Below are 19,982 nucleotides of genomic sequence, written 5' to 3' on the forward strand. Positions count from 1 at the left end.
TCGTCGGCAGCGAGAACGGCATTGCCAATGTGCTGAACGTGTTATGCGAGGAGGGCCGCGAATTCGACGTCACCGCCGAATTGTTTGCCTCCCTCGATCGCGAAGGTTACGCCGCTGCCGTCGGCATGGCACAGCCCTTCCTGATGAACGCCATATCGCGCCAGCGGTGGCTATCCTTCCGCCACAGGGGTTATTTCTGCATGGTTACGCGTCACGCCGATCTCAAGGAGGCGGCATTGCGCAATGACATCTATATCGGCGGTCTTGCGTCGGAGAGCTGGAGCAGGCTGCTTACGGATTTCTAGAGCAATCCACGAAAGGTGCGCAGCGGTTTTCCGTCCGGAATTGCGTGGTTTCAAGCTCGAGGAGCCGTGGAAGGTTACCGACCACAAGTAGCACTTAACGGAATATTCACCGTGCGGGCCTAATTCTTAACAATCGATGCGGGGTACGCAGGACGCTCTTTGGTGGCTTCAAGGGCACGCGTGGGGAAAAACGGATGTATCGGCGGAGCGAGCCCGAAGAACAAGGATTACGCCTTGAGACACGCTATCGGCGGCTTCGCTCTGGCGGAGGCTCGCTGCTCGATCTCGTCCCTACAACGGACGAGGAAGAGGCGACGGTTCTCGAAGAACGCAGGACTTCTTCCCGCGCAGCGGATCTTCCACCGTCGCCGCCGGTCTTGCAGCCGCGCCCGGCGACCGTTGGCGAATGGCTCCCCCGTCTTCAACTGCTCGGCGAGATCGGCGTCGATGATGTCATCCTGTGGCTGCGTGACGGCGTGCGGTGGATCGTCATCGCCGTGGTCCTTTGCGTCGCTGCCGCTCTTGCCTATGCGCTGACGGCGTCGCCGCGATACACCGTCTATACCGATATTGTCGTCGACCCATCCAACCTCAACGTCGTCAGCGACGACGTCTTCACGTCGAATCCTCAGCGCGACGCGCAGTTGCTCGAAGTCGAAAGCAAGCTCAGGGTTCTCACGTCGCGGAACGTTTTGGCGCGCGTCATCGACAAGCTGCAGCTGACGAAAGATGCTGAGTTCGTCAGACCATCCCCTCTGGATTTTCTGAAGGACCTGTTCCTGTCGGATGCCGACCAAGACGCCGACAAGCACCTGGCAGTGATGCGCGCCCTGACAGAGCGGGTCGAGGCACGGCGGGAGGAGCGCTCCTTCGTCGTCGTCATGAAGGTTTGGAGCGAAGAACCGGAGAAGGCCGTCGTCCTCTCGGATGCGATCGTCGACGCCTTTGAAACCGAGCTTTTCCAATCGGCTGCGGAAAGCGCCGGCCGTGTCGCCCAGAACCTGAACGCCCGCCTCGACGAACTGCGCCGCAACGTGACGGCGGCCGAGAAGAAGGTTGAGGATTTCCGGCGCTCGAGTGGATTGCAGTCCAGCAACGGCGAGCTCGTCAGCAACCAGCTTTCCAGCGAGCTCAATACCCAGGTTTTGGCCGCCCAGCAGGGCTTCATCCAGGCCGAAACGCGCTATAAGCAGATGCGCTTGGCCATCGCCCAAAAGCAGACCGCGAGCGCTTCGGTTTTCGAATCCGCCAATATGACTAGTCTGCGGCAGCAGTACAACGCGCTCCAGCAGCAGGTCGGTTCGATGAGGCTCACCTATGGTGACAGGCACCCGCGCCTTGTTTCCGCGCGGTCCGAACAAACCACGCTCGAAGCCGCCATGAACGAGGAAGCCCGCCGCATACTGGAGCGCGCGAAGGCCGACTTCGACCGGGAGCAAGCGGCGCTTGACGCGTTGCGTAACAAGGCACGCGCCGAGAAGTCGAACGTCTTCACCGACAATGAGGCCCAGGTCGAACTGCGAGACCTCGAGCGCGACGCCCGCGCAAAGGCGGCGATTTACGAGACGCATCTGGCCCGCGCGCAACAGGTCGCCGAGCGCCAGCAGATCGACGCGACGAATGTCCGTGTCATCTCGCGCGCGATGCCACCGAACTCCCGAACCTGGCCGCCCCGGACGGTCATCCTCCTGATCGCGGGCGGGATCTTGGGGCTCTTTGTGGGTGTGGCCGCCGCGCTGACCCTTGGCGCATGGAAGTATGTTCGCGGCCCGCGGCCGGCGGCCGGATAAAGGGAGCCGCAGGCATGAGCAGTGCCAGCTACAGCGAGGCCCGGTCTACGGAGAGCCTGATGGCGCCCGCCGGAACCTTTCTGTTCATGGCGATATTCCTGTTCCTGTGGATCTCCATCGACCCGTTTGTCGACCTCACGGGCGCGGCGATCCTGGACCCTTCTGCGGGCAATTCCAGTCGGCTGAATCAGATTATATCGCTGGCTCTCTTCGCCGGCACGCTTTGCTACGGCGTGCTTCATCCGATGCGGAATACGATCCTGCAGCCGCGCCTCCTTTTGGGCGCTCTGTTCACGTGGTTTCTTCTCGTCTCGATCATTTCCGCGCATCCGATCCTCGGCATCAAGGGCGTCGTTCTCAGCGTGATGATGGCGGTAAACGCCGGCATCTATCTATTGATGCCGGCCTCGGAACGGCATTTCGCCAAGATGCTCGGGATTGGCACACTTATCATGCTGGCGGTTGCCTATTACGGCATCCTTTTCAAGCCGTCGCTTGCCATACACCAGGCGTCAGAACTGCGCGAACCGATGAATGCCGGATTGTGGCGGGGTCACTTTCCGCACAAGAACAGCGCCGCCGCCGCGATGGTGATTGGTGCGTTCTTCGGTTTCTTCGTCATGAACACCTGGTCGCGCATCGCCGGCATCGCGATCATTGCGCTGTGCTGCGTCTTTCTCGTCCACACCGGTGGAAAGACCTCGACAGCGATGCTTCCCGCGATATTGATCCTCGCGTGGCTTTTCGAGCATGCGCGTTTCCTGCGCATTCCGATTGCCGTCGGCGGTGTCGGGCTCTTCAATCTCTTCGCCGTCGGCTCGGCTGTCTTCATTCCGCTCGGTGAGTTCATTAGCGGGCTTGGGATCGATGCGACATTCACGAACCGGGCCGATATATGGCGTTTCGCCTTCTCGGCGCTGGCGGAGCATCCGTTGCTTGGCTATGGCTTCAGGGCCTTCTGGCAGACAGAAGAATTGGTCTACAGCGGCGGTTCGGTGGAGACGTGGGCCGTCGCCGCGGCCAATGGGCACAATTCCTATCTGGACGTCGCATTGATGACCGGATTTCCAGGGCTGATCCTGACCTTGATCTGGGTCATTCTGCTACCGCTTCGCGACATCTCGCGGATCGCTCCGGGACGCGAGCACTCACATCTCACGCGGCTGTTCATTCGCATCTGGCTTTACACGATCTTCCATGCCGGCCTCGAGACACTGTTCTTCGAAGGCGGAAACCTGATCTGGTTCACGTTCATGTTCGCGCTCTACGGTCTGCATCTGCAATCCTCGGCCGTGTTGACGGTCGATCGGCAACCGGTGAAAAGGAGCACGGTGGCGCATGCCTGAGATCGCACGCAAGATCGATGGGCTGGTCGATCGCTTGGCAAACCGGGCGATCTGGCGCTTCGCCCGGCAACGGCGCAGCCTGGCAACGGAGACACCGCTCGTCTCCTTCACCTTCGACGACGTCCCCGACAGTGCGCTCGATCATGGTGCGACCATTCTCGAACGGCACGGCGCGCGCGGCACTTTCTACATCGCCGGCGGGCTTGCCGGTCAGGTGGAGCCGGACCGAACGTTGATTTCGCCGGCCGGCTGCGGAGAGCTACTGGCTCGAGGGCACGAAATCGGCTGCCATACTTTTTCTCATCGCAGGATACGCGACATGTCCGTGGCCGCTCTTAGCCGGGACCTCGATCGCAACGCGGACTATCTCCAAAATGTCGGCGTCACGCCGGCAGCGGCAAACTTCGCCTTTCCGTACAACGCCGCCTGGCCTTGGGCGCGTGCGGAGCTTCGCAGGCGTTATCGCACGTGCCGCGGCGGCGGCGAGGCCATCAATCGTGGAGCGATTGATCCGTTGATGCTCAAGGCGGTCGAGATCCGCCAGCCCGAGCAGCATGCGCGCGCGCTGACCCGGTGGATAGACGACGTTGTCGAACGCCCCGGCTGGCTCGTCTTTTTTACCCATGACATTGCGCCATCTCCGACGCCCTACGGCTGCAGCCCCGAAGCCTTCGATCATCTGGTCCGCTACGCGGTCGACAAGGGATGCCAGGTGCTTCCGGTCGACCGGGTGCTGAACCGGATCAACTGGTGAGGCACGTATGAAGGCGTTCGAAAGCACCGGAAAGAGACTGCTGGCGATCAACAATTACTTCTACCGTCGCGGTGGCGCGGAGACGGTCTTTTTCGACCACATGGCGATGTTCGGAGAGATCGGCTGGGATGTCGTGCCGTTCGCGATGCAGCACGACAGCAACGAAGCGTCGCCATGGTCGGAATATTTCGTATCGGAGATCGAATACGGCCGGCAAACGGGCTTGCTGCGGAAAGTCTCCCAGGCGGCGAGCGTCATCTATTCCGTCGAGGCTCAACGCAATATTGCCCGGCTGATCGAACGCGTGCGTCCGTCTGTCGCCCACGCACACAATGTTTATCACCATCTGTCGCCGGCAATCTTCTCGACGCTCAAATCTGCGGGCATTCCGGTGGTGATGACCGTTCACGACCTCAAGCTCGCTTGTCCGTCCTACAAGATGCTCCGTGACGGAAAAGTATGCGAGGATTGCAGCGGCGGGCGAATTTACAACGTCCTGCGCCACCGTTGCGTCAAGGACTCCGCGTCGCTTAGCGCCGTCGTCCTCGCCGAGACCATGCTGCATCGGCTGCTCGGGCTCTACCGCGAAAAGGTGGACCGGCTCGTCGTGCCGAGCCGGTTTTACCTGGAAAAGCTGGTCGAATGGAACTGGCCGCGCGAAAAGATGATCCACATCCCGAACTTCGTCGATGTCGAGGACTATCGCAGCGATTGGCAGGAGGGTGGTTACTTTGTTTTTGCCGGCCGGCTCGCTCCGGAAAAGGGGCTTGCGACGCTGATCCGGGCCGTCGCCCGTTCGAAACAACGGCTGATCGTCGCCGGTGCCGGGCCCGAAGAAGCGGCTCTGAGGCGGCTTGCGGACGAACTGAATGCGGATGTGACCTTCGCCGGCTATCTTTCAGGGCAGGATCTGCATCGGCTCATCGGCGAGTCCCTCGCGCTCGTGCTCCCCTCCGAATGGTACGAGAACGCTCCGGTCAGCATTCTCGAGACCTACGCGCTGCAGCGTCCGGTCATCGGCGCGGCCATCGGCGGTATTCCGGAGATGGTGAAGGAAGGCGAAACCGGCCTGATGGCGACGTCCGGCGAGGTCGAAGACCTCGCGAGAGCCCTGAACGCCATGGCCGGTCTGACACCTGCCGTTCGCGCGCAAATGGGTGCCGCGGGCCGGGCCTGGATCGCCAGCGACTTCTCAGCGGCCGCCTATCGCGCCAGGACGCTCGACCTTTACGCAACAGTCGGGGCTGCCTGAAAACCTGGAACAAGTTCCGCGATATCAGAAAGCGGCTGGCTCCGTCTGGGAATCCGTCCGCCTGCGTCGGGCAGGGCGTTTGATTTTCGAGCATTTCCTTCGGTGTTTACCGAATTTCTTACCGGGATAGTAAGCGCTTGGGATGCATAAGCCACCGAGGGAAATCCCTGGAGCAGACAACCATGAGCAGAAACTCCGAAGTCTCGCGAAATCGGCTGACGCCGCCGAGCATCCTGCCGCGCCCGCAGGCCGTGGCCGCCGGCCAAGTTTCGCCGAGTTCGGTGGGTGATTTGAGGGCGTCCGGTAATGGCCTGCTTGGCGGCGCCGGTGTACCGGAAGAAATCTCCACCATCCGGCCTCCGAGCAGCGGACGTGCGCGGCGGCGCGTGATAATGCTCGGCTTGCGCGGCATCCCGAACGTCCAGGGTGGCGTCGAGAAGCATGTCGAAATGCTCGCGGGCAAGCTCGTGGAGCATGGTTGGGATGCGGAGGTCATCGGACGCCGCCATTATCTTCAGAGGCCGTCGTCGTTTTCCTGGAACGGGATTCGGGTGTTTGCGCTCTGGGCCCCGCGACGGATGGCGTTGGAAGCCTTCGTTCATACCTTCGTCGGTGTCTGTTTCGCGGCTTTGCGCCGGCCCGATATCCTGCATATTCACGCCATTGGACCGGCGCTCCTTGTACCGCTTGCCAGGCTTCTCGGCATGAAGGTGGTCGTCACCCACCACGGCTACGACTACGATCGGCAGAAATGGGGCGCCTTCGCCAGACTCATGCTGCGACTGGGGGAGTTCATGGGCATGCGCCTCTCTCACGGCCGCATCGCGATCTCGAAGGAAATCGTCCAGGCCATGAGCGAGAGGCACAAGGCAGCGGTAACCTTCGTTCCAAACGGGGTTGCTGTTTCACCCTTCTGCGGCACCACCGGCATACTCGAGGAGTTCGGACTGCAGCCGCGACGATATATTCTCCTTGCAGCGCGGCTTGTCCCGGAGAAGCGGCAGACGGACCTGATCCAGGCGTTCGCGAAACTGGGCAAGGCCGGATACAAACTCGTGCTCGCCGGCGACGCGGAATTCGAGACACCCTACGTTCAGCAGGTGAAGGCGATGGCCGCGAACGTCACGGGCGTCGTCTTGGCAGGTTTCCAGACCGGCGACCGGCTGGCGGAACTCTTCGCTAACGCAGTCCTCTTCGTGCTGCCTTCCAGTCATGAGGGCATGCCGATCGCACTCCTGGAGGCAATCGCCCATGGCCTGCCGGTGCTGGCAAGCGACATCGTCGCCAACCGCGAGCTGGAGCGTCCTTCCGATGACTATTTTCCGCTGGGGGATATAGACGCCCTCGCAGCGGCGATCGGCAGCAAGATTGCCAATCCTCCGAGCGAGGAGCAGGTGCTTTCCCAGATAACGCACGCCGAGCTGACCTACAGCTGGACGGGCGTCGCTGCAAAGACGCTGGCGGTCTATGGGGCACTGCTGGTGAAATGAGCCCGGTCCTCTTTCGGACACGGGTGTCGCCGTAACGCTTTGAATGAATGCATATTTCTTCTCGGGTTCGGCTCCGGTTTGAGGAAAAGCCGGTCACGACGATTTGGACCAAGTCATGAATTTCAAACGCATCGCATCGTTACTCGCATGGCTCCTGTTCGCCGTGATCGCCTATTCGACGCTGTCTCCGATCGGCATGCGCCCGCATATCGGCACATGGGCGCATGTCGAAAGGTTCGGCGCCTTCGGGTTGCTCGGCCTTCTGTTCGCTGGCGCCTATCCGGCACGTTTGCCGCTCGTCGTTGCAATCGTGCTCGCGACGGCGGTCGGATTCGAATTGCTGCAAATGCTGTCCATGGACCGCCATGCGCGCTGGGAAGATTTTGCGGTCAAGCTTGCCGGTGGCGGGTGTGGCGTTGCGGCCGGACGGTTCATGGCGCGGCGCTGGCCGCGCTTCGCGCACCGGCCGCCGCGAATAAACCAAAACTCAAATTATCCGGGCTAGAAACGGTTGCTGTCACGCTCTTGCGTGGTCGCGACACCCTGCCGGCATCTGGGGGCTCCTTTGACAATATCCGTCATCATCAAGACCTTGAATGAAGAAAAGCGGATTGCCGCGACGATCGAAAGCGTCATTGCGGCGCTGGAAGGCAAGCAGGGCGAAATCATTATTGCCGATAGCGGATCGTCCGATCGGACCGTGGAGATCGCTTTAAAATATCCGGTCACAATAGCGCAGATCATACCGCCGGCTCTCCCGAGCTGCGGCATCGGCCCGCAACTCGGTTTTCAATATTCCCGATACGACTACGTCTGCCTGCTCGACGGCGACATGCTGCTCGATCCCGGTTTTCTCAACGCGGCGATCGGCTTTCTTGCGGACAACCCCTCCGTTGCCGGTGTCACCGGCCACGTGGAGGAGATGCTCGTTTCCAACCTGGAATTCGCACGGCGCGTCAAACGCAACGCGCCCGAGAACCGCATCGGCCCGATCGACCGCATGAATGGAGGCGGCCTTTACCGACGCACCGCCATCGAGAACGTCGGCTATCTTTCGGACCGGAATCTTCACGGCTACGAAGAGTTCGACCTCGGTGTCCGCCTGAGAAGCGCCGGGTGGGGGCTCCATCGTCTCGACCGTCGTTTCGTCCAGCATTTCGGTCACACCGTCAATTCCTACCGGCTGCTCGTCCGCCGCTGGAAGAGCAAATATCTCTACGGTATCGGCGAATTGCTGCGCGCTTCCCTCGGCAAGCCTTATTTCATCCAGGTGCTGCGGGAACTGCCGGAACTGAAGCTGTGGGCCTTCGTCTATCTCTGGTGGACATTGTCTCTCGGCCTGGTCCTGTTCCTGCCCGACAAGAGCATGGCGATTGCCTCGGTCTCAGCCATGCTTGCGGCCGTTGTCCTGCTGGTCAGCCTGAAAAAGGGCGGCCTTGGCATGGGCCTCTATACGGTCGTTGCCTGGTTCTTCCACGCCGCTGCGTTGCCCGTTGGATTGTTCAGCTCGCGGAAGAAGCCGAGTGCCCCGATCGAGAGCAGAATCCTCGGCAAACCCGCATGAGAGGCCGCTTACTGCTTTTCGCAGCAACGATATTTTTCGGCTGTCTGCCCGTCCACGCCTCCGACCAATGGCTGCCGGTCCGGGAAATCTCGCTCGAGGTTCGCGCGGGCAGCCCGCTCGACTTCTCGTCCTTCTTGCCGAACCGGCCCATCGATGCGGGCCATCGGCTGACTACCGGTCCGAAAGGTCATTTGGCGTTCGCCGAAGCACCGGAAAAGCCGGTCAGGATGCTCTGCGCCTCGCTCGCCTGGAGCCCGGCTTCCGGCGGCTTTCCGGATCACGACGGCGCGGACCGCTACGCCCGGCAACTGGCGCTGCATGGTTACAACATCGCGCGGCTGCACTTCACCGATGCGAGCCTGATGTTCGGCCGCCAGGAGGATTTCGACTTCGATCCGGAGACGCTCGACCGCATCCAGTATCTGCTCGCCGCGCTGAAGCGCAACGGCATCCACTGGATCTTCGACGGCCTGTCGTCGCCGCGCGGCGCTTACGGCGGCTACGACGATCGCTGGGACGCGAATGGAAATCTGAAGCTCCTGCTTCATCTCGATGAGGAAGCCTTCGTCCATTGGAAAAAGCTACAGGAGAAATTCATGGCCCGGGTCAATCCCTATACGGGGATTGCGCCGATCCACGATGATGCTCTGGCGCTGGTGATCCTCGCCAATGAGAACGGCATTGAGTTCGATGGTGTCGTGCATGATCGCCCGGGCAAGCCGCCCTATGATCGAGTGCTCGCTGCCCCCTTCAACCGCTGGCTTGTGGAGCGCTACTCGTCGACCGAGATGCTCGCGAAAGCCTGGGGCGGTCTCGAGGACGACGAACGGCTCGAGGCGGGGTCGGTGAAATTGCCTGCCGATCGCTATGCCGATAGTCCCCGCATGCGCGATCTTCAGGCCTTCATCGTGGACGTCGAGCGATCATCGGCGGCACGGATGAGCAAAGCCCTGCGAGACCTCGGGTATAGGGGGCTGATCAGCACCTACAACAACTGGCCGACGGTGCAGACTGCGCTGAGCAGGCGCGACCTAGAGGCCGTGACGATGAATACCTATCACGACTGGGTCGGCGGCTATTCGCCGGGCAGTGCGCTCCTGCAGGCAAGCGCCATCGCCGACGGCGCCAACTATATGCGGATGATCGCGGCTGCGCGCTGGCTCGAAAAGCCCTTCGTCGTCAGCGAATACGATCACCTTTTCTGGAATCGGTACCGTTACGAGGCGGGGCTCGTTATGCCGGCCTATGCGGCACTGCAGGGCTGGGATGTGCTCTGCCGGCATGGGCATGGGCCGATCGCGCTCGCCTACGGCGAACCCTATCCTCACAAGAAGTCGATGCTTCCCTATGCGATTGCGCTCGACCCGGTCGCCCGCGCGGGCGAGACGCTTGCAGCGCTTCTTTATAGACGGGGAGATATCGCGACCTCTGGCATCACGATTCCTTTCGCGGTTCGCGGCGAGGAAGACCTAGGCGAGGACATGCAGGCGCGCGAGCCGGAGCGATTGACCGATTTGGCTCTGGTCGGCCGCATAGGGCTGAAACGCTCGGATCCGTCGCGCCTCGACACCGGCGTTGCACAACCACGGGCCCAAGCCAGCGCGGATATCCTCGCTGATCTCCGCAACATCGGAATCCTGCCCGCCGCCAATGGCACGGACGTCGAGCGCGGGCTCTATCAGAGCGACACCGGAGAAATCGTGCTGGATCGCACGGTCGGGCAGCTGCGCGTCTCGACGCCGTCGACCGAAGCCGCGGCATTCTCCTCGCTTCGCGAGCCGGTGGACCTCGGTCTGCTCCGGATAGAGCGGGCGGACGGCAACGGTCTCGTGGCGCTCTCGGCGCTCGACGGGCCCGGCACCCTTGCCGACGCCCGGCGTTTTCTGCTGACCTTTGCGACCGATGCTCAGAACACCGGCATGATCTTTCGCGACAGCGAAGAAAAGGTCATCGAGGACTTCGGCAGATTGCCGGTCCTGATCCGGAAAGGGGAGGTCGACCTGACGCTGTCGAGAACGGCGGCAAAATGGAAGCTCTCGCCCGTTGGCCTCGACGGCACCGTTCATTCTCCGGTTAAAAGCGGAACGGGACCGATCTCATTCCGCCTTTCGAACGACACTCCCGACGGGCCGACGACCTATTTTCTCCTCGAACTTGAAGGCTGATCCGCGGACGGCCATCAAAGCGAAATCCCAATGCGCATTTTCTGCCTTGCACCTCTAGTGGCTAGAGGTCGTAGCCTGTTCTCGATTTGGTAAGGAGCAAGGCATGACGGGCAGCGTTCGGGAAAGCAGATATCGCGTCGAAGGCATGGATTGTGCGTCCTGCGCGGCAAAGATCGATACTGCCGTGCGGCGCATCGCCGGCGTGGAAGACGTCAGGGTTTCGGTGACCGCGGGCACCATGACGGTTCGTCACGCAGACGGACACGAAATCGGCCCGGTGGTCACGCGCAAGATTGGCGGTCTCGGCTACAGGCTTTCGCCGCTCGCCGGCACGGCCGCCGGCGAAGCGCGTGGCGCCAGAGATCATTCTTGTTGCGACCACGCGCATGGGCACGATCGCTCCCCGTCAGGGGATAAGCGGATCCATGCCCATTCCGGCGAGGCCCCACCTCCGGTCACCGGGAGTGATCATGGATCCGCCGCCGCTCCCTGGTGGAGAACCGTCAAGGGGCGGCTCGTGATCGCCTGCGGCCTCGCGCTCGCTGTCGCCTATGGCGCCGGCCAACTTCTTCCGGCCGCCGAGCCCTGGATGTTCACGCTAGCCATGCTTGTAGGCCTGGTGCCGATCGCAAGACGCGCGCTGATGGCGGGGCTTGCCGGCACGCCTTTTTCCATCGAGACGCTGATGACCGTCGCCGCTATCGGAGCCGTTTTCATCGGCGCCACGGAGGAGGCAGCGATGGTCGTTTTCCTCTTCCTGATCGGCGAACTTCTGGAGGGCGTCGCCGCGAACAGGGCGCGGGCGAGCATTCAGTCGCTGACGGCGCTCGTGCCGAAATCGGCGCTCGTCGAGATTGACGGGCGGACAAGCGAAGTTCCGGCCGAGAGCCTGTCGGTCGGAGCGATGATCCTGGTGCGCCCGGGAGACAGAATTGCCGCTGACGGCGTGATCATCTCCGGCGAAAGCATGGTCGACGAGGCGCCGGTAACGGGTGAAAGCACGCCGGTCCGCAAGGAGGCAGGCGACAGGGTCTTTGCCGGAACGGTCAATGGCGACGGGGCGCTGCGTGTGCGGGTCATCGCCGCTTCTGCCGACAACACCATTGCGCGTGTCATCCGGTTGGTCGAGGAGGCGCAGGAAAGCAAGGCGCCGACGGAGCGCTTCATCGACCGTTTCTCCCGCTATTACACGCCGGCAATCGTCATCGTCGCCGGCTTGGTTGCGGTGATGCCGCCGCTCCTCTGGGATGCCGCCTGGGGAGAGTGGATTTACAAGGGGCTCGCGATCCTGCTGATCGGCTGCCCCTGCGCGCTGGTGATCTCTACACCGGCTGCTATCGCTGCGAGCCTTTCGGCGGGTGCGCGCCGCGGTCTGCTGATGAAGGGCGGCGCCGTTCTCGAAGGCATCGGCCGGATCACCGCTGCCGCCTTCGACAAGACCGGCACGCTCACTGAAGGGAAACCGAAGATCACCGATCTCGTCGGCTTTGGGCTGGCGGAGGCGGAGATTCTCCGCCACGCGGCGGCGCTCGAGCAGGGCTCCAGCCATCCGCTGGCGCTGGCTATCCGGACGCGCGCCGATGCGGACGGGCTAGTGCTGCCACCGGTGGCAAGCGCCAAGGCAATTGGCGGCAAGGGGATCGAAGGTTCGGTCGACGGCGTAGGGCTTTTCCTCGGCTCGCCGCAGGCAGCGGATCAACGTGCACCGCTGACCACGGCACAGAAGGAGCGCATCGCCGCCCTTCACGACCAAGGAAAGACCGTTTCCGTACTGGTTGTCGATGGTCGGATCGCCGGCGCCCTGGCGATGCGCGACGAGCCGCGCGCCGATGCGGCGACGGGATTGAAGGCGCTGAGCGATGCCGGCATCCGCGTCGTAATGCTGACGGGCGACAATCATCGCACGGCCGAGGCGATCGCTCGTCCGTTCGGCATGGAGGTCCACGCCGGACTGCTGCCGGAGGACAAGCAGCGCATCATTCGTCGGTTGAAAGCCGAGGGTCTTCATGTGGCCAAGATCGGTGACGGTATCAATGACGCTCCGGCGCTGGCGGCAGCGGATGTCGGCATTGCCATGGGCGGTGGAACGGATGTTGCCCTCGAAACCGCCGACGCTGCCTCATTGCATGCGCGTGTTTCCGACATCGCCGCCATGGTCAGGCTTTCACAGACGACGATGCGCAATATCTATCAGAATATCGGCATGGCGCTTGGGCTGAAGGCCGTCTTCCTTGCAACAACCATCGCCGGCATCACCGGTCTGTGGCCGGCGATCCTGGCGGATACGGGCGCCACCGTCCTGGTCACGATGAACGCTTTGCGGCTTTTGCGACCGTCCGGTTCCGCCTGAAGAAATCGAGCCCGCTGCCGTTTGGCGCCGGAAAATCGCCCGATCTGGCTGTGTATATTCCCGCTGGACTCTCACCAGCGATCCGGGGAGAGTATAAGGAGATCGCGATTGAGGGCTTTCGCGCCCGAAAATCGATGATAAACCTATACCAAATGGTAAAAAAATTGCCGGCACGGTTTGTAGAGAAAACCGAAGCGGGCAAGATTGGGGATCGCAGGGCCAATATGGATAATATTGCCATCGAATTGCGTGGGATCGACAAGAGTTTCGGCCCCGTCCACGCCAATAAGAATATCAACCTCAAGGTTCGCAAAGGCACCATCCACGGCATCATCGGTGAGAACGGCGCCGGCAAATCGACCTTGATGTCGATCCTCTACGGCTTCTATCAGGCCGATAGTGGTGAGATCATCGTCGACGGGCGGCCCGTCACGATCCGCGACCCGAATGCGGCAATCGCCGCCGGCATCGGCATGGTGCACCAACATTTCATGCTGGTCGAGAACTTCACCGTGCTCGAAAACGTCATGCTCGGCGCCGAAGACAGCCAGATCCTCAACAAGGGCATCGCGAAGGCACGCGTCGAGCTCAGGCGGCTCGAGAAGGAATATGCGCTCGAGGTCAATCCCGATGCGCTGATCGAGGAACTGCCGGTCGGTCTCCAGCAGCGCGTTGAAATCCTGAAGGCGCTCTATCGCAAGGCCGACATCCTGATCCTCGACGAGCCGACCGGCGTGCTGACGCCGGCCGAAGCTGATCATCTCTTCCGCATTCTCGAACAGCTGAAGGACCAGGGGAAAACGATCATCCTCATCACGCACAAGCTTCGCGAGATCATGGCGATCACGGACGAGGTTTCCGTGATGCGCCGCGGCGAAATGGTCGCAACCCGCACGACGAGCGAGACGTCGGTGGAAGAACTCGCGGAACTCATGGTGGGCCGCCGCGTGCTGCTGCGCGTCCAGAAGGGGGAGGGCACGCCCGGCGATGTGAAGCTCTCGGTTCAGGGCCTGACGGTCAAGGACAGCCGCGGCGTGACCATGGTCGACAACGTCTCTTTCGACGTCCGGGCTGGCGAGATCGTCGGCATCGCCGGCGTCGCCGGCAATGGCCAGTCGGAACTGCTCGAAGCGATCGCCGGAATCCGCAAGGCAGCGACGGGAACGGTGCTTCTGAACGGCGAGTCCGTCGATGTAACGGGCCATAGGGATCCCGCAGCACTCCGAGCTCGAGGGCTCGCGCATGTGCCGGAAGATCGGCATCATGTCGGGCTCGTGCTGAAATTCGAAGAGAGCGAAAACGCGATCCTCGGCTACCATCATGACCCGCGCTATCTCAACGGCATCTTCCTGAACATCGACGCGATCCGGAAGGATGCTGAGGAAAAGATCGCCAAATACGACATCCGTCCACCGAACGCGCGGCTGAAGACGGCCAATTTTTCCGGCGGCAATCAGCAGAAGATCGTGCTTGCGCGGGAAATGGAGCGTGGGCCGGACGTGCTGATCATTGGCCAGCCCACCCGCGGCGTCGACGTCGGCGCCATCGAATTCATTCACAAGCGGATCATAGAGATGCGCGACCAGGGCAAGGCCGTCCTGCTCGTCTCCGTCGAACTCGACGAGATCCGCGCGCTTTCCGACCGCATCCTCGTGATGTTTGCCGGACGTGTCGTCGGTGAGCGCAGCCCCGATGCGACCGAAGGCGAACTCGGTCTCTTGATGGCCGGCGTCGAAGGCCGCAAGGAGGCCGCAGAATGAGCACCCCTTACGCAAAGCTTCCGGGCTGGGCCGAATACGGTCTGGTCCCGCTGATCAATCTTGCCGTCGCCTTCGTCGTCGCCGGACTGGTCGTTCTGCTCGTCGGTGAAAATCCGTTCGAGGCCGCCTATCACCTGATCAATGGCGCCTTCGGTCGCGGCGAATATATCGGCTTCACGCTTTACTATGCGACGACCTTCATCTTTACCGGCCTTGCCGTCGCCGTTGCGTTCCACTGCGGGCTCTTCAATATCGGCGGGGAAGGACAGGCCTATGTCGGCGGCATCGGCGTAGCGCTTGCCTGCCTATGGCTCGACCAGACCATGCCCTGGTACGTGGTCTTCCCGCTCGCGATCATCGGATCGGCTTTCTTCGGCGCGCTCTGGGCGTTCCTGCCCGGATGGCTACAGGCGAAGCGCGGAAGCCACATCGTCATCACCACCATCATGTTCAACTTCATCGCTTCGAGTCTGATGGTCTATCTGCTGACGCGGGTTTTGAAGCCGCTCGGATCGATGGCGCCGCAAACGCGCACCTTCGCCGAAGGCGGGCAACTGCCGAAACTCGACTGGTTGCTGTCCTTCTTCGGATTGAACATTGGCACGGCGCCGTTCAACATTTCCTTCCTGCTGGCGCTGGCTGCGGCTTTTGCCGTCTGGGTGCTGATCTGGCGTACGAAGCTCGGCTACGAGATGCGGACCATGGGTCACAGCCCGTCGGCCGCCCGCTATGCCGGCATTCGCGAAAGCCGGATCACCGTCATCGCCATGATGATCTCCGGTGGACTTGCCGGCATGATGGCGCTGAACCCGATCATGGGTGAGCAGTTCCGCATGCAGCTCGATTTCGTCCAGGGCGCAGGCTTTGTCGGCATCGCCGTCGCGCTGATGGGGCGTTCGCATCCGGGCGGGATCATCCCCGCCGCGATCCTTTTCGGCGTGCTCTATCAGGGCGGGGCGGAAATCGCCTTCGAGATGCCGTCGATCTCGCGCGACATGATCGTCATCATCCAGGGCCTCGTCATCCTGTTTGCCGGCGCGCTCGAAAACATGTTCCGGCCTGCGATCACGCGCGCCTTTGCCATGCAGGGCCGGCGCGCGGCCGCCGTGGCGCAGACCAAGGGAGCTTGATGCCATGGATTTCTTCCACGTCCTCGTCGTGCTCCTGGAATCGACGATCCGCGTTTCCGTTCCGCTGGTCTTTGCTGCGCTCGCCGGGCTCTTCACCGAGCGGGCCGGCGTCTTCGATATCGGCCTCGAAGGCAAGATGCTGGGTGCCGCTTTCGCCGCTGGCGCCGTCGCCGCCGTGACCCAGTCGGTCTGGGTCGGCCTCATCGCCGCGATCCTCGTTTCGATACTGCTGTCGCTCGTCCACGGCTATGCCTCGATCACCCAGCGCGGCAACCAGATCGTCTCGGGTGTTGCAATCAACTTCATCGTCGCCGGCTCCACCGTCATCCTTGGCGAAGCCTGGTTCCGTCAGGGCGGCCGCACACCGGCACTGGCCGAAGGCGCAAGGTTCCAGATCGTCAATTTCCCCGGCGCCGACGCGATCCGCGAGGTGCCGATCCTCGGGCCGATCTATGCGGACCTGCTTTCCGGACACTTCCTGCTCACTTACCTTGCCTTCGCCATGGTGCCGATAAGCTGGTGGATCCTCTATCGCACCCGCTTCGGCCTGAGGCTGCGCGCCGTCGGCGAGAACCCGGGCGCCGTCGACACCGCCGGTATCTCGGTGATCTGGCTGCGCTATCGCGCGGTCATCTGCTGCGGCATTCTCTGCGGCTTTGCCGGCGCTTATCTCTCGCTGGCGATGACGGCGGGCTTCGTCAAAGGCATGACGGCGGGCAAGGGTTATATTGCGCTTGCCGCCCTCATCTTCGCCAAATGGCGGCCGAAGAATGTCATGCTTGCCTGCCTGCTCTTCGGCTTCCTAGATGCCCTCGCCATACGTTTGCAGGGCACGCCGCTGCCGCTCGTCGGCCAGGTTCCGGTGCAACTGATGCAGGCTCTGCCATATATTCTGACGGTCATCCTGCTTGCCGGCTTCATCGGCAAGGCCATTCCGCCCAAGGCGGGTGGCGTACCATACGTGAAGGAGCGCTAACCATGATGGAGAACGATCTGTTCGTCGCCGCGCGTGATGCCATGGCAAAGGCGCATGCGCCCTATTCCAAGTTCCCGGTGGGCGCCGCCATTCGCGCGGAGGACGGCAAGATCTATACCGGCGCGAATATCGAAAACCTGTCGTTCCCGGAAGGCTGGTGCGCCGAGACGACGGCGATCAGCCACATGGTCATGGCCGGTCAGCGCAAGATCATGGAAGTTGCGGTTATCGCCGAGAAGCTTGCGCTCTGCCCGCCTTGCGGCGGCTGTCGCCAGCGGCTGGCGGAGTTCTCCGGCGCAAGCACGCGCATCTATCTCTGCGACGAGACGGGCGTGAAGAAAACCCTGGCGCTCTCGGATCTTCTTCCGCACAGCTTCGAGACAGAGATCCTCGGATGAGTGACGCCGCGGAATTCCTGAAGACGAAACTCGGCGGGCTTTCCCCGCGCTACGGAATTGTGCTCGGCTCCGGGCTGGGTGCCCTGGTCGAGGCGGTGACGGAACCGATCCGCGTGCCCTATGCGGAGATCCCGGGCTTTCCCTTGAGCAGCGTTTCCGGCCATGCCGGCGAACTTGTGGCGGGCAGGCTTGGCGGCGTGCCCGTTGCGATGCTCTCCGGCCGCATGCATTTTTACGAGCGCGGCGACGCCAATGCGATGCGTGTGCCGATCGGAATGCTGAAACAGCTCGGCGTCGAAAGTCTCATCCTGACCAATTCGGCCGGATCGCTGCGGGAAGACATGCCGCCGGGCTCGGTGATGCGCATTGCCGATCACATCGGCTTCTCCGGCCTGAACCCGCTGATCGGCGTCGAAACTGACGATCGTTTCGTCGGCATGACGAATGCCTATGACGCGGAGCTTTCCGAACGGATGCAAAAGGCTGCGGCCCGGCTCGGCATTCCGCTGCAGAGTGGCGTTTACATGTGGTTCTCGGGTCCGAGCTTCGAGACGCCGGCCGAAATCAGGATGGCGCGCATTCTCGGGGCCGACGCCGTCGGCATGTCCACGGTTCCCGAGGTCATCCTCGCGCGCTTTTTCGGATTGCGGGTTGCCGCTGCCTCCGTCATCACCAACTTCGGCGCGGGCATGACCGGCGCCGAGCTCAGCCATCACGAGACGAAGGATATGGCGCCTGTCGGCGGCAAGCGGCTGGCGGCAATCCTCAAAGAGATGATCGCGAGCGAAGCCTGAACGGCGGTCTGACCATGCTCCCACAGGAAGTGATCCGACAGAAGAGGGACGGCGGCCAACTCGATGCAGCCGAGATCGCCGGCTTCGTCAAAGGCATTGCCGACGGTTCCATCTCGGAAGGCCAGGTCGCCGCCTTTGCGATGGCCGTCTGGTTTTCCGGCATGAGCCGCGACGAATGCGTGGCATTGACGCTGGCGATGCGCGATTCCGGCGACACGCTCAGCTGGAGTGCCATGGAGCGCCCGATCGTCGACAAGCATTCGACGGGCGGCGTCGGCGACAATGTTTCGCTGATGCTGGCGCCGATCGTTTCCGCCTGCGGTGCCGCGGTGCCGATGATTTCCGGAAGGGGCCTCGGTCATACCGGCGGCACGCTGGACAAGCTCGAAGCCATTCCGGGTTACGACATCCAGCCTGCCCCGGCGCTCTTTCGAAAAGTTGTCGATGAGGTCGGTTGCGCGATTATCGGCCAGACGGCGAACCTTGCACCAGCCGATAAACGCCTCTACGCCATTCGCGACGTGACGGCGACCGTCGATTCGGTGCCGCTGATCACCGCCTCCATCCTCTCGAAGAAGCTTGCAGCCGGGCTCCAATCGCTCGTGCTCGATGTGAAGTTCGGCAACGGTTCGTTCCTGACCGACCCGGACGAGACGGAGATCCTTGCGCGCTCGCTCGTGGAGGTTGCCAACGGTGCCGGCGTCCGCACGTCGGCGCTGATCACCGACATGAACGAGCCGCTCGCGGATGCCGCCGGCAACGCGCTCGAAATCGACAACTGCCTTGCCTATCTGCGTGGCGAGAAGAAAGGCACGCGCCTTGACGCCGTGGTCATGGCCTTTGCGGCGGAAATGCTTGTCGCCGGCCGACTGGCGGCCGATTCGAAGCAAGGGGAAGCGATGGCGCGCCAAGCCGTTGACGGCGGCGCCGCGATGGAGCGTTTCGGCCGCATGGTCCATCGCCTCGGAGGGCCGGCCGATTTTGTCGACCGGCCGCAGGCCTATCTGCAAAAAGCGCCGGTCGTGGTGGCCGTGGAGGCGAGCCGGGATGGCTATCTTGCGGCTTGCGAGACGCGTGAACTGGGCATGGCGGTTATTGCACTCGGCGGCGGACGGATCCGTCCGGACGACAGGATCGACCATAGCGTCGGTCTCTCCGGTTTTCGCCCGCTTGAAACGAAGGTGAGCAAGGGCGAGCCGATCGCATTCGTTCATGCCACCGATCGGGACACGGCCGAAGACATCAGGAAAAAGGTGGCTGCGCTCTATACGATCGAGGACCAGAGGCCGGATCCGCGTCCGGTCATCGTCGCCCGCATCACCTGACGAGATAGAGGGCGCCGTTCTCGGCACGGTAGGACGATAGCCGGCTCAAGAAACTCATGCCGACGAGCATGCCGGAAAGTGCCTTGTCGGGCAGGACCATGGCGTCGACACCCTTGAGCGCGATGCCACCAATCTCGACGCGATCCAGACGGACATAGGCCGCCTCGACAATGCCGTTGGCGGTCTGCGCTCGCGCATTGAACGCGAGGCTGCCGACGGAAATGCCGAAGCGACGCGCGGCTGACACGTTGATCGCAATCGTGCTCGCGCCCGTATCGACAAGACCCCTCTCCGAGCGCCCATTGATGCGAAACGTGCCGAAGAAATGACCGGCGGCATCCGCTTCGAGAACGATGCTTTTGCCGCTCGCATATTTAGCGGCGGTAACGGGCGCGGCACGCGGAACGCCCTCCGTCGTTGTCTCGTTCTGCCGTTCGAGGTAGCTGGAGGCGAGATCGGGAACGACCAGCGCGACGAGGGTGAGGCCGCCGACAATGGCAAGCAGACGTGTGATCATTGCGCAGGCTCCCGCTTTCGTGCGGACCCGCGTTTTTGCGCATGCAAGGAACCACACGCGAGCTAT

Annotated in this window: 16 protein-coding genes and 1 pseudogene; 16 read left to right on the forward strand and 1 reads right to left on the reverse strand. The window is 62.4% G+C overall.

Features of this window, described 5'->3' with window-relative positions:
• The 16 genes and pseudogenes from QN224_RS00170 to deoA all read left to right on the forward strand — a co-directional run.
• Nucleotides 1-305 (forward strand): annotated as a pseudogene (locus QN224_RS00170) (GNAT family N-acetyltransferase); the annotation flags it as partial.
• Nucleotides 306-499: 194 nt separating this feature from the next.
• Nucleotides 500-2,095 carry a GumC family protein gene (locus tag QN224_RS00175; RefSeq protein ID WP_283975101.1) on the forward strand — a complete coding sequence of 532 codons (1,596 nt, stop codon included), beginning with the start codon at nt 500-502 and terminating at the stop codon, nt 2,093-2,095.
• A 14-nt stretch (nt 2,096-2,109) separates the two neighbouring features.
• Nucleotides 2,110-3,441, forward strand: coding sequence for an O-antigen ligase (locus QN224_RS00180; protein ID WP_283975102.1), 1,332 nt, complete (start codon nt 2,110-2,112; stop codon nt 3,439-3,441).
• Nucleotides 3,434-4,195, forward strand: coding sequence for a polysaccharide deacetylase family protein (locus tag QN224_RS00185; RefSeq protein WP_283975103.1), 762 nt, complete (start codon nt 3,434-3,436; stop codon nt 4,193-4,195). Before QN224_RS00180 ends, QN224_RS00185 begins: the two co-directional genes overlap by 8 nt.
• 7 nt (nt 4,196-4,202) lie before the next feature.
• On the forward strand, nt 4,203-5,447 hold the full coding sequence (locus QN224_RS00190) for a glycosyltransferase family 4 protein (RefSeq protein WP_283975104.1): 1,245 nt from the start codon (nt 4,203-4,205) through the stop codon (nt 5,445-5,447).
• A gap of 392 nt (nt 5,448-5,839) precedes the next feature.
• On the forward strand, nt 5,840-6,937 hold the full coding sequence (locus QN224_RS00195; protein WP_283976066.1) for a glycosyltransferase family 4 protein: 1,098 nt from the start codon (nt 5,840-5,842) through the stop codon (nt 6,935-6,937).
• Nucleotides 6,938-7,052: 115 nt separating this feature from the next.
• Nucleotides 7,053-7,442, forward strand: coding sequence for a VanZ family protein (locus QN224_RS00200; protein ID WP_283975105.1), 390 nt, complete (start codon nt 7,053-7,055; stop codon nt 7,440-7,442).
• A gap of 60 nt (nt 7,443-7,502) precedes the next feature.
• The gene (locus QN224_RS00205) at nt 7,503-8,501 is read left to right on the forward strand and encodes a glycosyltransferase family A protein (protein ID WP_283975106.1); all 999 of its coding nucleotides are present in this window, start codon (nt 7,503-7,505) and stop codon (nt 8,499-8,501) included.
• Nucleotides 8,498-10,666: a glycoside hydrolase gene (locus tag QN224_RS00210; RefSeq protein WP_283975107.1), complete on the forward strand. Its 2,169-nt coding sequence runs from the start codon at nt 8,498-8,500 to the stop codon at nt 10,664-10,666. Before QN224_RS00205 ends, QN224_RS00210 begins: the two co-directional genes overlap by 4 nt.
• 103 nt (nt 10,667-10,769) lie before the next feature.
• Entirely contained in the window at nt 10,770-13,016 is a 2,247-nt protein-coding gene (locus QN224_RS00215) for a heavy metal translocating P-type ATPase (RefSeq protein ID WP_283975108.1), read from the forward strand.
• Nucleotides 13,017-13,240: 224 nt separating this feature from the next.
• Nucleotides 13,241-14,776 carry an ABC transporter ATP-binding protein gene (locus tag QN224_RS00220; protein WP_283975109.1) on the forward strand — a complete coding sequence of 512 codons (1,536 nt, stop codon included), beginning with the start codon at nt 13,241-13,243 and terminating at the stop codon, nt 14,774-14,776.
• Nucleotides 14,773-15,906: an ABC transporter permease gene (locus QN224_RS00225; protein WP_283975110.1), complete on the forward strand. Its 1,134-nt coding sequence runs from the start codon at nt 14,773-14,775 to the stop codon at nt 15,904-15,906. The genes QN224_RS00220 and QN224_RS00225 overlap by 4 nt, the downstream gene beginning before the upstream one ends.
• Nucleotides 15,907-15,910: 4 nt before the next feature.
• Nucleotides 15,911-16,882: an ABC transporter permease gene (locus tag QN224_RS00230; RefSeq protein ID WP_173511421.1), complete on the forward strand. Its 972-nt coding sequence runs from the start codon at nt 15,911-15,913 to the stop codon at nt 16,880-16,882.
• 5 nt (nt 16,883-16,887) lie between these two features.
• A complete protein-coding gene (locus QN224_RS00235; RefSeq protein ID WP_173511420.1) occupies nt 16,888-17,280 on the forward strand; it encodes a cytidine deaminase in 393 nt (130 codons plus the stop codon).
• Complete coding sequence (locus QN224_RS00240; protein WP_283975111.1) at nt 17,277-18,074, forward strand: purine-nucleoside phosphorylase; 798 nt, start codon at nt 17,277-17,279, stop codon at nt 18,072-18,074. Before QN224_RS00235 ends, QN224_RS00240 begins: the two co-directional genes overlap by 4 nt.
• A gap of 8 nt (nt 18,075-18,082) precedes the next feature.
• Nucleotides 18,083-19,399 carry a thymidine phosphorylase gene (deoA, locus tag QN224_RS00245; protein ID WP_283976067.1) on the forward strand — a complete coding sequence of 439 codons (1,317 nt, stop codon included), beginning with the start codon at nt 18,083-18,085 and terminating at the stop codon, nt 19,397-19,399.
• Here deoA and QN224_RS00250 read toward each other — a convergent pair.
• Nucleotides 19,392-19,916 (reverse strand): TIGR02281 family clan AA aspartic protease, encoded by a 525-nt coding sequence (locus tag QN224_RS00250; RefSeq protein ID WP_283975112.1) that lies wholly within the window; start codon nt 19,914-19,916, stop codon nt 19,392-19,394. The genes deoA and QN224_RS00250 overlap by 8 nt on opposite strands.
• Between the last annotated feature and the right edge of the window lie 66 nt (nt 19,917-19,982).

This window comes from Sinorhizobium sp. 7-81, assembly GCF_030124405.1.
Classification (GTDB): Bacteria; Pseudomonadota; Alphaproteobacteria; order Rhizobiales; family Rhizobiaceae; genus Sinorhizobium; species Sinorhizobium psoraleae.